Annotated in this window: 11 protein-coding genes and 1 pseudogene; 6 read left to right on the forward strand and 6 right to left on the reverse strand. The window is 65.1% G+C overall.

Annotated features, from left to right (window positions below):
* Nucleotides 1-28: 28 nt before the first annotated feature.
* Nucleotides 29-1,109, reverse strand: a pseudogene (locus DM995_RS22895) (N-acetylmuramoyl-L-alanine amidase).
* Between the two features lie 44 nt (nucleotides 1,110-1,153).
* Nucleotides 1,154-1,387: a hypothetical protein gene (locus DM995_RS22900; protein WP_157973125.1), complete on the reverse strand. Its 234-nt coding sequence runs from the start codon at nucleotides 1,385-1,387 to the stop codon at nucleotides 1,154-1,156.
* 313 nt (nucleotides 1,388-1,700) lie between these two features.
* On the opposite strand from DM995_RS22900, the gene DM995_RS08280 reads away from it, so the two are divergent.
* The gene (locus tag DM995_RS08280) at nucleotides 1,701-4,256 is read left to right on the forward strand and encodes an Rne/Rng family ribonuclease (protein ID WP_198669301.1); all 2,556 of its coding nucleotides are present in this window, start codon (nucleotides 1,701-1,703) and stop codon (nucleotides 4,254-4,256) included.
* A gap of 72 nt (nucleotides 4,257-4,328) precedes the next feature.
* Here DM995_RS08280 and DM995_RS08285 read toward each other — a convergent pair whose 3' ends face one another.
* Nucleotides 4,329-5,792: a hypothetical protein gene (locus DM995_RS08285; protein WP_157973126.1), complete on the reverse strand. Its 1,464-nt coding sequence runs from the start codon at nucleotides 5,790-5,792 to the stop codon at nucleotides 4,329-4,331.
* 121 nt (nucleotides 5,793-5,913) lie between these two features.
* On the opposite strand from DM995_RS08285, the gene DM995_RS08290 reads away from it, so the two are divergent.
* Nucleotides 5,914-6,921, forward strand: coding sequence for a D-alanine--D-alanine ligase family protein (locus DM995_RS08290; protein WP_232824194.1), 1,008 nt, complete (start codon nucleotides 5,914-5,916; stop codon nucleotides 6,919-6,921).
* Here the strand turns inward: DM995_RS08290 and DM995_RS08295 are convergent, their stop codons facing one another.
* On the reverse strand, nucleotides 6,922-7,269 hold the full coding sequence (locus DM995_RS08295; RefSeq protein WP_157973127.1) for a helix-turn-helix domain-containing protein: 348 nt from the start codon (nucleotides 7,267-7,269) through the stop codon (nucleotides 6,922-6,924).
* Entirely contained in the window at nucleotides 7,250-7,525 is a 276-nt protein-coding gene (locus DM995_RS08300) for a BrnT family toxin (RefSeq protein WP_157973128.1), read from the reverse strand. Before DM995_RS08300 ends, DM995_RS08295 begins: the two co-directional genes overlap by 20 nt.
* Nucleotides 7,526-7,693: 168 nt before the next feature.
* Here DM995_RS08300 and DM995_RS08305 point away from each other — a divergent pair, with 168 nt between their 5' ends.
* The 4 genes from DM995_RS08305 (at nucleotide 7,694) to DM995_RS08320 (ending at nucleotide 11,894) form a co-directional block, all read left to right on the forward strand.
* Entirely contained in the window at nucleotides 7,694-8,476 is a 783-nt protein-coding gene (locus tag DM995_RS08305; protein WP_023837976.1) for a succinate dehydrogenase iron-sulfur subunit, read from the forward strand.
* A gap of 44 nt (nucleotides 8,477-8,520) precedes the next feature.
* A complete protein-coding gene (locus DM995_RS08310) occupies nucleotides 8,521-9,003 on the forward strand; it encodes a PaaI family thioesterase (RefSeq protein ID WP_353653356.1) in 483 nt (160 codons plus the stop codon).
* A complete protein-coding gene (zapE, locus tag DM995_RS08315; RefSeq protein ID WP_116969116.1) occupies nucleotides 9,000-10,151 on the forward strand; it encodes a cell division protein ZapE in 1,152 nt (383 codons plus the stop codon). The genes DM995_RS08310 and zapE overlap by 4 nt, the downstream gene beginning before the upstream one ends.
* Before the next feature lie 102 nt (nucleotides 10,152-10,253).
* Entirely contained in the window at nucleotides 10,254-11,894 is a 1,641-nt protein-coding gene (locus DM995_RS08320; RefSeq protein WP_116969117.1) for an ATP-binding protein, read from the forward strand.
* 3 nt (nucleotides 11,895-11,897) lie between these two features.
* Here the strand turns inward: DM995_RS08320 and DM995_RS22225 are convergent.
* Nucleotides 11,898-12,482 (reverse strand): aldehyde dehydrogenase family protein (locus DM995_RS22225; protein ID WP_232824196.1); only part of this gene is annotated, 585 nt, incomplete at its 5' end.

Consider the following 12,482-nt stretch of genomic DNA (forward strand, 5'->3'; position numbering starts at 1 on the left):
CGGGAATGACGGGGAATTGGGCCCGGACTTACCGCGAAGCCAGCTTGCGCGCGAAGAACACCGTCACCGCCTGCCCCACCGATTCCGCGATGCGCTTGCGATAGCTGGCCGAGTTGAGCAGCGCGATGTCTTCCTCGTTGCTGACATAGCCGGTTTCCAGGAGCACTGATGGCACATCGGGCGCCTTCAGCACCATCAGCGAGGCGAAGCGGTGGGAATCGGTGCGGAAGTTCATCTTCGCATCGCCCTCGCGCCGCAACAGCCGGGCAAAATCCGCCGAGAGGTTCATCGTCTCGCGCTGGGTGAGGTCGATCAGGATCGACGACACGTCCGACGGCGCATCGGCAAGGTTCACGCCGTTCAGGATGTCCGCCTTGTTCTCGCGCGCGGCGAGCCGGGCCGCCTCGCGGTCGGAGGCCACTTCGGACAGCGTATAGATGGTCGCGCCGCGCGCGGTCTGCGAGGCGGCGGCATCGGCATGGACCGAGATGAACAGGTCCGCGCCCAGACGCCGGGCGATGCCATAACGCTCCTGCAAGACCAGGAACGTGTCGCTGTCCCGGGTCAGCGCGACCCGGACGCGCCCGGTCTTGAGCAGTTCGTCGCGGATGGCGCGGGCGATCTGCAGCGTCACCTTGCTTGGGCAGCGGGATGCGCACGCTGTATCGACGCTGCGGCGGCTCTGCACGGAAGTTGGCGGGCGGCACGAACGACTGACGCGGTGCGTTGAGCACGCCGGTCAGTTCGGACGAGCCCAGTTCCTTGACCGACAGCGTCAGGCTGCGGCCGTCCTCGGAAAAGGATCCTGCGCTGACCATCGCCGGGCGGTCGAGGTCGAGCACCACGCGCGCGGTGTCGTTGTCGAACTGGGCCATCCGGACATTGCGGAAAAGGCCCTGCTGGCTGAGCGCGTTGGACCGCGCCGTCGCGCCCTTGATGTCGATCGCGATCCGGTCCGGGCCGCTCAGCACGAAGCTGCTCGCACTTTCGATCGGATCGTTGAAATGCAGCACCACCTGGTTGGCGCGGATTTCGACATTGGACACCTCCCCCGCCTGGACGGGTGCAGCGCATGCCATCGACGCGCAGATGGAGGTCAGCCAGAGCATGGCCATATTATGCCCCCGGCGCGAATGTCCGGTCCAGTGCAATTTCATGATCCCCGGATTCCTGCCTGATCTCTTGATGAAGGCAAGATTAGGGTTAAGCGGGAAAAACCTTGTGAAACGACCTGGTTAACAAGAATTTCATCATGATCGGGCAGGACTGGACATGGGCAGAGCGCGATCTGCGCCATCGTCTTTCTCGATAACGGCAGGCCAGGTGCGTGATTGAGCTTTTTGTTGCTGTATTGGCCCAGCGATGCTAGCAAAGCCTTGCGGCTCATTGGCTTAATCGGCCATCGCCCGCATCCACTGACAGCATTGCGGCCCAGTTTGCCGCGGATGCCGTATCACCAGGTTGACGCTTTATGGGTTTGAATACCGCCTTTTCCGCGACCCCGCTTCCGGGCGGTTGGCTGCGGGAAAGCGACGCGGCCAGTGCGCTTGACGCCCTGCAAACCCGTTCAGCAGACACAATCCTTATCGAACAAACCCGTTTGCGCACCGCCCCCTTCATCCGGGGCGGTCGCGCCATAACAGACAGAAGCGCAGCGACCCGGCCGGTTCCGCCCGGTGCGCGCGCACGGAGAATATTGAATGACAACGCGCATGTTGATCGATGCGCGCCACCAGGAAGAAACCCGGGTGGCGGTGCTCAAGGGAAACCGGATTGAGGAGTTCGACTTTGAATCTGCTGAACACAAGCAGATCAAGGGCAATATCTATCTCGCCAAGGTTACCAGGGTAGAACCCTCGCTGCAGGCGGCCTTCGTCGATTATGGCGGCAACCGGCACGGCTTCCTCGCCTTCTCGGAAATCCATCCCGACTATTACCAGATTCCGCGCGAGGACAAGATCGCGCTGCTCGCCGAGGAAGCGCGCCATGCGCGCGAAGAGGCCGAAGCGCTGGCGGCCGAGGAAGAGGCCGACGATGCCGCTGGCCGCGGCGGCGAGGAAGGCAGCTATGACGACGGCCTGTCCGACGAGGGGCTGATCGAAACCGATGACGAGCCGATCGTTGCCGAAACGCTTTCGGGCGACAGCGAAGGCGATGCCGACAGCGAAGAGACCGAAGCCGAAAGCGAGGAATCGCGCGAGAACAATGGCAATGGCCGCAATGGCGGACGTCGCCGTCGCCGCGATGGCCGGGGCGGCAAGGCCAAGGCCAGTGATGAAGCGCGCACCAGCCGCATGGCGCTGCGCCGCCGCTACAAGATCCAGGACGTCATCCAGCGCCGCCAGGTGATGCTGGTGCAGGTGGTCAAGGAAGAGCGCGGCAACAAGGGTGCGGCGCTGACCACCTATCTCTCGCTCGCGGGCCGCTATTGCGTCCTCATGCCCAACAGCGCGCATGGCGGCGGCATCAGCCGCAAGATCAGCAACGCATCGGACCGCAAGCGGCTGAAGTCGATCATCGCCGAGATGAAGCTGCCCGCGACCATGGGCTGCATCGTGCGCACCGCCGGGCTTTCGCGCACCAAGCCCGAGATCAAGCGCGATTTCGACTATCTCGCCCGGCTGTGGGACGAGATTCGCGAAAAGACGCTCAAGGCCTCTGCACCGGCGATCATCCATTCGGACAGCGACCTCATCAAGCGCGCGATCCGCGACATCTACAATCGCGATATCGAGGAAGTGCTGGTCGAGGGCGAAGCCGGATACCGCGCCGCCAAGGACTTCATGAAGCTGCTGATGCCCAGCCATGCTCGCCGGGTGAAGAGCTATTCGGACCCCGTGCCGCTGTTCCAGCGCTATGGCACCGAGGACCAGCTTTCGGCGATGTACGAGCCGGTCGTGCAGCTCAAGTCGGGCGGCTATCTGGTCATCAACCCGACCGAGGCCTTGGTGTCGATCGACATCAACTCCGGCCGTTCCACCAAGGAACACGGGATCGAGGCGACCGCGCTCAACACCAATCTGGAAGCGGCGCGTGAAATCGCGCGGCAGCTGCGCCTGCGCGACATGGCGGGCCTGGTGGTCATCGATTTCATCGACATGGAATATGGCTCGAACATCCGCAAGGTCGAGAAGGCCATGCGCGATGCGCTGAAGAGCGACCGGGCGCGCATCCAGGTCGGCCGCATCTCGGGCTTCGGCCTGATGGAAATGAGCCGCCAGCGCCTGCGCACCGGCGTGCTCGAGGCGTCAACCCGCACCTGCCCGCATTGCGACGGCACGGGCCTGGTCCGCACCGCATCGTCGGCGGGCCTGTCGGCGCTGCGCCTGCTGGAGGAAGAGGCCGCGCGCGGCCATGGCAGCATCATCACGCTGCGCACCAGCCAGGAAGCGTCGATCTACGTCCTCAACAACAAGCGCCGCGACATTGCCGAGATCGAGGAGCGGTTCGGCGTGCGCATCGAGATTCTGCCCAATGGGGAGAATGAAGGCGCGAAGATGGAAGTGACCGCCAGCGGCCCGCGTCCGGAAAAGGTCGTGACCTTCCAGCCGATCATCGACGAGGACGATGACGATATCGAAGACGAGATCGACGAGATCGAGGAAGAGGAAGAGGTCGCCGAAAAGCGCAGCGGTCGCGGCGATCGCGGCGACCGGTCGGAGCGCGGCGAGCGTCCGGCGCAGCAGCGCGGTGGCGAGGAAGGCGAAGGCGGTGGCCGCTCGAAGCGTCGCCGTCGGCGTCGCGGCAAGCGAGGCCGGCGTGACGGCGATCTGCCCCAGGGCGAGGCGGGTAGCGAGGCCGAGGTCGATGCCCTCGACCAGGGCGAAGAACCCGTTGCCACGACCGATGCTGAAGCTCCGGTCGATGCGGCCGACACCGGCGAGACCGTGGAAGCGAGCGAGGACAGCGGCGAGGCCAAGCCCAAGCGCGCGCGTCGTGGTCGCCGGGGTGGTCGCGGTCGCAAGGCTGGCGAAGCTGGCGACGATAGCGCCGAAACGGTTGACGACGAGGCTTCGGCTGAAACGCCCGCCGAACCGGTGAGCGAAGCTGCCGAAACGACAGCCGACGCACCGGCGCAGACCGAGGCGGAGCCTGAGCCGGTGGCCGAAAAGCCCAAGCGCAAGCGCGCGCCTCGCAAGAAGGCCGCGCCCAAGGCCGACGCTGCCGACACGGTGGCGCCGAAGCACCCGCCGAAAGCACCGAACCGCCGCGTCGCGGCTGGTGGCAGCGCACTTTCGGCAACTAAAGGGTATTAAGTCGCAACAAAAAGGGGTGCCCCGCCAGACCGGCAGGGCACCCCTTTTTCGTATCGGGTGGCGCGCCTGGGACTAGTCGGCCGTCAGCGCGGCGTCGAAGGCATCGCCGATCGCCGCCATGTCGCGCTCCAGCTGCGCCTCGGCCTCGTTGCCCATGGCTGCCAATCCCACCATTTGCGGCATCGAAATGCCGATGCGCAGCGTGCCGCGCACCTTGCCTGCCATGTCCGGCCCCTGGAAGCGCGCGCATTTGACCGGCTGGCCCAGCCGCACGCCCGACCGCATCATCCTGAGCTGGATCGCGGTCGCGCCGTCGAAATCGATCGCCCTGCCCTCGCCGCTCAGATCGACCGTGGTCAGCGTCCGCATTTCGATCGGGTGCGAACCGGCGGATTCGCGATCGGCAAACGGATAAGGCGTCACGCGCGTGCCGCCGATCCGGTCGACCAGCGCGAGCGAGGCGCAGCGGAATTGTTCGACCACGCGCGCAATCGTGTGGAAATCGAGCGCCTGAAAGCGCTCCAGCTCGAACAGCGCCGCCGCCAGCCGGACCGTCAACCCGGCATTGCCGTTCACCGGAAGGCGTTCGTTTCCTGCCCAGCTTTCGGGCAGTTCGGCGCGGCGGAAGATCGTCGCCATGCCCTCGCCCAGCGGCGCGATGCGCTGCGCCGTGGCGCGCGGCACCAGGGCAAAGCCGGAAAAGGGCGGCCCCCCCATGAACTTGGATCCCGTGAGCAGCACGACCGCGCCGCGCATCAGATAGGCACCGATCGCGGGGCTCGTGATCCGCGCCTGGCAGGCATCGACGACGAAGCCAATCGAGTCGCCATATTGCGTGATCAGCGCGTCGATATCGTCGAGATGCGGGAGGATCAGCCCGGTCTTCGATCCGTGCACCACGTGCAGCAGCGGAAACTTGCCCGCAATCAGCGCGCGCTCGATCTCGCTGCGCATCGCGGCAACGATCACCGCGCTGTCGAACGCCTCGCCAAAGCCGTTGCGCACCGACACCTCGGACAGCGACACCGGCGCAAGGCCGGGGACCATCTGCCCCTTCGACGTCGGCACTCCCAGAGCCGTCTGCGCAGCAAAATATTGCCCGGCGGCGCTCAGGATGCAGCCGCTTCCGACTTCATCCGCGCCGAGCAGCACATTGTGGACGCCTTGCGGCGCACGTCCGGCAAAGGCCTGGAGCGCGATATATTCGAGGTCCGTGCCCGAGGCCGAAAACGCGATATCGGTGCCTTGCGGAAGCCCATAAGCCGCCGCGATGCGATCGCGCAGGACGGTCAGATGTCCGGCATAGTCGGTGCCCACCATGTCCGCCGTCAGCGCATGCTCGGACACGAAATCGCACAGATGGTCGAAGGCCGGCTGCGAGATGTCGTTCGCGGTCGATGACGCATAGGTCACCGTCTGGCGCGGGAAGGGAGAGCTGAAATATTTGTTGGTGCCATCGGCATGTGCGGGGACGATGCGCTCGTCTCCACCGATCGTGAGCAGATGGCTGACCGTCTTGAGCAAATCCTGTTGCATCAAACTTATCTTTCGCTGCGCCCCCGAAGCGGATAAGGGCGCGGCTATAGGGGCGCTGGCCATTAAGGCAAGCCGCTTTGGCCGGACCCCGCCCGCAAACCCAAAGAAAGTGCGCTTTGCCGTGACCCAATATCCCGCCCCGCTGACCATCGATGCCAAGACGCGCGAGACGCTGAAGGTGCTGTTTCTCGCCAAGCACGCGCTGGGCGATGGTTCGCTGCACCCCGAGGACGGCAACCATGCCGTGTACCACAACGAGGTGCGCACGATCCTGGAAGGGCTGTTCGACAATCTGGTGGTGGGCAACCAATATGCGATGCTGTTCGATCCCCCAGAGGTCGATTTCGTCTTCTCGCTGCTCAACCGCGGCGGTTTCGTGAACTCCGAAATGCTCGTTCCGCTGCTGTGCAACCGCAAGGGCCTGCCCTATCTCGGCGGCAGCCCGATCCTGCGCGGGCTTTCGGACGACAAGCACCTCAGCAAGCTCGTGGCCCGCGCGCGCGGCATCCCGACCGCCGACTGGGCGATCTATCGCAAGGGCGGCCCGGTCGATGAAAAGCTCTGCCCGATGGCCGAGCGCATGGTGATCAAGCCCAATGCCTCGTCGGCGAGCTGGGGCGTGCGCGATGCGGGCGACTGGGCGGGCGTGAAGGACGCTGTCGCCGCGATCCACGAGGAAGGCCATGACGCGATCGTCGAGCCGTTCCTGACCGGCAGCGATGTCGAGGTGCCGGTGGTGACGATCCATGGCCGCCCGCTCATCCTGCCCATGATGCTGTTCGAACAGGCCGATCCGACGCACCTGCGCACCTATTGGGAAAAGCGCGACCTGGTCGAGCGCGCGAGCAAGTACGAGCTGGTCGATTTCGAGGGCTCGCCGTTCGAGGCCGAGATCGCCGCGCACACCGCCAATCTGGCGCAGGAATTCGTGCCCTTCGATTATGGCCGCTACGAATTCCGGCTCGATCAGGACAAGGGCGAGCTCCATTTCCTGGAGGTCAATCTCAACTGCAACCTGTGGAGCCAGAAGGTCTTCGGCCGCTCCGCCGTCCGCGCCGGCTGGACGCAGCAACAGCTGATCGAGACGATCGTCGCAGAAAGCCTGCGCAGCCACGGGCTGATGGATTGATCAGCCCAACGCGCGTAGAACCGCCTCCGGCTCGCCTTCGATCACGGTCAGATAGGCAAGCAACGCACTGTCCGCGCGGCTGCGGCCCTGCTCCAGGTCGCGCAGGCGCGCCAGGTTTATACGATAGGTCGCCGCGAAGCTCTGCTGGCTGAGCCCGGTCTGCGCGCGGATGGCCCGTACCCGGCGCGCGGACGCAATCCGCGCGAGTTCATCATCGGTCAGCGGGGGGTTGTCGGGATCATCGGCGGCTTGGGCCGTCAGTTCGGCATCGGTCATGGCATCCAGCCGGGCAGCCTGACTGCTGTCCAACATGGGAAGATTCGTCCGATCAAGGTTGAAACGTGTCATACTGCCTCTGTTCCTTCGCATTGCATCGCCGCGCCGAGATGATGCGGATCGTCCCACGCCGGGCAGTATAGACCAGGACGAACACCCGCTCGTCGATCATGCCCACCACCTTGCGCCGCTGCTCGCCGTCCGCGCTGCGCGATGCATCGAGATCGACGCGCCCTGCGTCGAGAAAAACCCGCGCAGCATAGTCGAAGCTGACACCATGCTTGGTGAGACTGGACGCGGCCTTCTGTTCATCCCAGTCGAATTCCACGGCTCGCCCCCCAATCTCCTATACGGGAATTCCGTATGAATGTCGAGTGTCGGCTGCGCAGCGTCGACCCGAAGGAGCTTTTTGCAACCAAGGCCCATCAGCCGTTGAGCCTTGGGGCCAAAATGTTTATCTAGGCTCCCGGACGCATTGAAGGACGAGGGATTTTCCATGGCTACGTTTACGCTCCCGGCGAACAGCAAGATCACTGGCAAGGGCCAGGCGTTCAGCGCGAAGACCGGCGGGCGGCTGAAACGGTTCAAGGTCTATCGCTACGATCCCGACAGCGGCGAGAACCCGCGCTACGACACGTTCGACATCGATCTGGACGATTGCGGCCCGATGGTGCTCGACGCGCTGATCAAGATGAAGTCCGAGCAGGATTCGACGCTCACCTTCCGCCGTTCGTGCCGCGAAGGCATTTGCGGATCGTGCTCGATGAACATCAACGGCCGCAATGGCCTCGCGTGCACCACCGCGATCGAGGACTGCAAGGGTGAGGTGCGCATCACCCCGCTGCCGCACATGGATGTGATCAAGGACCTGGTCCCCGATTTCAGCCATTTCTATGCGCAATATGCCTCGATCCGCCCCTGGCTGCAGACCGTGACCCCGGTGCCCTCGGGCAAGGAGCGGCTGCAGTCGCCCGAGGACCGCGCCAAGCTCGACGGGCTGTACGAGTGCATCCTGTGCGCTTGCTGCTCGACCAGCTGCCCCAGCTATTGGTGGAACTCGGACAAGTTCCTGGGCCCGGCCATCCTGCTCCAGGCCTATCGCTGGCTGGCCGACAGCCGCGACGAGATGACCGGCGAGCGGCTCGACGAGCTGGAAGACCCCTTCCGCCTCTATCGCTGCCACACGATCATGAACTGCGCGAATGTCTGCCCCAAGGGCCTGAACCCGGCGCGCGCGATCGCCGAGATCAAGAAAATGGAGGTCGAACGGCACGTCTGATCGGCCGAATGGCCGACAGACCCCGTTCGATTCCCTCCGTTCACGTGGACGTACAGACCCTCAGCATGCCCGACGATTTCGCGTTCGGCCCGGACCCCGATCGTCCGGGCTGGATGCGCTGGGCGCTGCGCGAGCAGAACCGCTATAACAGCACGCTGGGGCCGATGTGGGTAATGCAGCGAGACGATGGCATCGTCGTCGTGCGCACCGAGCCGGGGCATCTGCAGGGCAACCTCGCCAACAACGTGCATGGCGGCGCCATCCTCACCCAGGTCGATATCGCGCTGTTTGTCTGCGCGCGGCTACACGGTGCGCTTCGCCATGGCCCCGCGGTGACGCTCGATCTCAACAGCCATTTCATGGGCGCGGGCAAGGTCGGCGTGCCGCTCGATGTCGAAGTGGAAATCCTGCGCGAGACCGGGCGGCTGCTGTTCCTGCGCGGTCTGGCGGTCCAGGCGGGCGAGACCATCTGCGGCTTCTCGGGCACGATCCGCAAGACCCCTGCCCCGCGCGAGCCACGTCCATGACCGGCACGCTCGCCCGCTATGACGCGCTGGTGGCGGCAGGCGAGCTTCGACCCGATGCCGATCAGCGCGCCGCCGCCGTACGGCTGCAGGCGATGCAGGACGCGCTCGAGGCGGTGCCGCCGCGCGGGTCCCTGCTCTGGCGACTGATGGCGCGCGAGGCCAAGCCCGAACCGGTCCGCGGCCTCTACATGTTCGGCGGGGTCGGGCGCGGCAAATCGATGCTGATGGACCTGTTCTACGAATCGGTCGGCATCAACCGCAAGATCCGCGTGCATTTCCACGAGTTCATGCAGGACATCCATGCGCGGCTGCGCGTCGAGCGCGACAAGATGCAGGGCGACCCGATCCCGCCCGTCGCACGCCAGTTCAGCGACAATTACCGGCTGATCGCGTTCGACGAGATGGTCGTCAACAACAGCGCCGACGCGATGATCATGTCGCGGCTGTTCACCGCGATCATCGAATCGGGCGTGACCATCGTCACCACCTCGAACCGCCCGCCTGACGATCTGTACAAGGACGGGCTCAACCGTGAGCATTTCCTGCCCTTCATCGCGCTGATCAAGGCCCGGCTCGATGTGCTGTCGCTCAACGGCCCGGTCGATTACCGGCTCGAGCGGCTGTCGGGTACCGATACCTGGCATGTGCCCAACGGCCCCGAGGCGACGGCTGCGCTGCGCACCGCCTTTTTCCGCATGACCGATTATTCGCCCGACGATGCCGCGCATGTGCCGAGCGCCGATGTCCCGATCAGCGGCGGGCGCACGATCCATGTCCCCAAATCGCTGAAGGGCGTCGCCGTCTTCTCGTTCAGGAAGCTGTGCGGCGAGGCACGCGGCGCGCCCGATTATCTCGCGATCGCGCGGCGCTATCACACCCTGTTCCTCGTCGGGATTCCGCGCCTGGGGCCCGAAAACCGCAATGAAGCCGCACGCTTCGTCACGCTGATCGACGCACTGTACGAGATGAAGGTCAAGCTGATCGCCGCCGCCGATGCCGAGCCGCAGGATCTGTATGCCAGCGGCGACGGCCGGTTCGAATTCGACCGGACGATCTCGCGGCTGATGGAAATGCAGTCCGACAGCTATCTGGCGCTGGGCCATGGCGCGCGCTCGGGCGCAGAGGACCTCGCGACCGCATCGCTGTGAAGCGACCAATGGTGTCGCAAAGCTTTGCAAAACCAACATAAGTTTGCGTCGGCAGCGCGAACCGGTCTATCAAGGGGGTGCTTTCCAAACGGAACATCATCCATGCTGAAACGACTGGCCATCGCAACCGGTTGGGCGCGCAGAACGCGGCGCTCCCCGGCGCTGCGCATCGGAATCGCGATCGCGGCCTTCGTTGTCGGCGTGGGCGGGCGGCTGGCGCTCGATGCGTACCTTACCGGCGTGCCGTACATCACGCTGTTCGCCGCGATCGTCATGGCCGCGTTCTTTGCAGGTTTCTGGCCGGCAATGCTGGCGACGGTGCTGGGGGCGATCACCCTGGAAGTGCTGATCATGCCGAGCGTGGCGCTGGCCCGACCCGATGACTTGAACTGGCTTCCGACCACCCTGTTCCTGCTGACCAGTCTGATGATCTCGCTGATCATCGAAAGCGTGTTCCGCGCGCACGACGACCGGCTGGCGGTGGCGGAGAAGCTCGCGCAGCTCAACGCGGGGCTGGATGGACTGGTCGCCGAGCGCACCGCGCAGCTCGAACAGCAGATAGCGGAGCGCCAGGTTGCCGAGTCACGGCTGCACCAGGCCGAAAAGCTCGATGCGATCGGCCATCTGACCGGCGGCATCGCGCATGATTTCAACAACATGCTGGCCATCATCACCGGGTCGCTCGATCTCGCGAAGCGGCGGCTGGGCGGTCAGGTTGATCCCCGGATCGTCAGCCATATCGACAATGCCGCCAATGCTGCCGAGCGGGCCGCCGCGCTGACGCACCGCCTGCTTGCCTATGCGCGCAAGCAGCCGCTCGACCCGCGCCGGCTGGACATCAACGCGCTGGTCGGATCGGTGCACGCCTTGCTCGAACGCACGCTGGGCGAACAGGTGGTGGTCGATCTCCAGCTCGATGCCGATGTCTGGCCCTGTCTTGCCGACCAGACCCAGATGGAAACCGCGATCATCAACCTGGCGGTCAATGCCCGCGATGCCATGCCCGATGGCGGCAAGCTGGTCATCGAAACGGCCAATGTCACGCTCGACGACCGCTATTGCCGCGCGCAGGACGACCTTGGGCCCGGCGATTACGTTCGCATCGCGATCAGCGATACCGGCATCGGCATGTCGCCCGAGGTGCAGGCGCGCGCGCTCGATCCGTTCTTCACCACCAAGGATGTCGGCAAGGGCACCGGGCTGGGGCTCAGCCAGGTCTATGGCTTTCTCAAGCAGTCCGGCGGGCACCTCAACCTCTATTCGGAAGAGGGCAAGGGCACGACAGTGAAGCTGTATCTGCCGCGCGCTGCGGAGGCAGAAGCCGAGGACGGCCGCAGCTCGCAGACCACGATGCGCTTTGCGCCGCCGCAGAACCTGACCGTGCTGGTGGTCGAGGATGACGATGGCGTGCGTGCGATGGCGCGCGCGAGCCTGATCGAGCTGGGCTTCGTCGTGCACGATGTCGACAGCCCGATCGAGGCGGTGCAGCTGATCGAGAACGGGCTTTCGGTCGACCTACTGTTCACCGATGTCGTGATGCCGCACATGAATGGCCGCCAGCTCGCCGACCGGCTGCGCGAGACGCGACCCGAGCTCAAGGTGCTCTACACCACCGGCTATACCCGCAACGCCATCCTGCACAACGGCGTGATCGACAGCGATGTCGTGCTGCTGGTCAAGCCCTATAGCGTCGACGATCTCGCGCGGAAGATCATCGACGCCCTGGGTCCGTCGCTCAACTGACGCTTACAGCTCGAACCGCACGCCCTGCGCCAGCGGCAGCGCGCGCGAATAGTTCACCGTGCTGGTCTGACGACGCATATAGGCCTTCCAGCTGTCCGACCCCGATTCGCGGCCACCGCCGGTTTCCTTCTCGCCACCGAACGCTCCGCCGATTTCCGCGCCCGACGTGCCGATATTGACGTTGGCGATGCCGCAATCGCTGCCCGCCGCCGCGACGAAGCTCTCCGCCTCGCGGAGGTCGTTGGTGAAGATCGATGACGAGAGCCCCTGCGCGGCGGCATTGTTGAGCGCGATCGCCTCGTCGAGATCGTCATAGCGCAGGCAATAGAGAATCGGCGCGAAGGTCTCGCGCAGCATCGGTCCGGTCTGCGCGGGCATTTCGACCACGGCGGGGCGGACATAGACCCCCTGGCCCGGCCCCGCGATGCGCTCGCCGCCGTGCACGATGCCGCCTGCGGCGCGCGCATCGGCGAGCGCATCGCGCATCGCGGCATAGGCAGCGCCGTCGATCAGCGGGCCCGCCAGATTGGCCGGATCGCGCGGATCGCCGATCGGCAGCCGCGCCGCCGCCGAGATGATCCGCGGAAC

It is taken from the genome of Blastomonas sp. UPD001 (assembly GCF_003426715.1).
Taxonomy (GTDB): Bacteria; Pseudomonadota; Alphaproteobacteria; order Sphingomonadales; family Sphingomonadaceae; genus Blastomonas.

Bases quoted from the DNA above. Each gene is read 5' to 3' on its own strand.
- DM995_RS22900 (WP_157973125.1), bottom strand. From the start codon at position 1,387: ATGAGCCGCAAGGCTTTGCTAGCATCGCTGGGCCAATACAGCAACAAA.
- DM995_RS08280 (WP_198669301.1), top strand. From the start codon at position 1,701: ATGACAACGCGCATGTTGATCGATGCGCGCCACCAGGAAGAAACCCGG.
- DM995_RS08285 (WP_157973126.1), bottom strand. From the start codon at position 5,792: ATGCAACAGGATTTGCTCAAGACGGTCAGCCATCTGCTCACGATCGGT.
- DM995_RS08295 (WP_157973127.1), bottom strand. From the start codon at position 7,269: ATGACACGTTTCAACCTTGATCGGACGAATCTTCCCATGTTGGACAGC.
- DM995_RS08305 (WP_023837976.1), top strand. From the start codon at position 7,694: ATGGCTACGTTTACGCTCCCGGCGAACAGCAAGATCACTGGCAAGGGC.
- zapE (WP_116969116.1), top strand. From the start codon at position 9,000: ATGACCGGCACGCTCGCCCGCTATGACGCGCTGGTGGCGGCAGGCGAG.
- DM995_RS08320 (WP_116969117.1), top strand. From the start codon at position 10,254: ATGCTGAAACGACTGGCCATCGCAACCGGTTGGGCGCGCAGAACGCGG.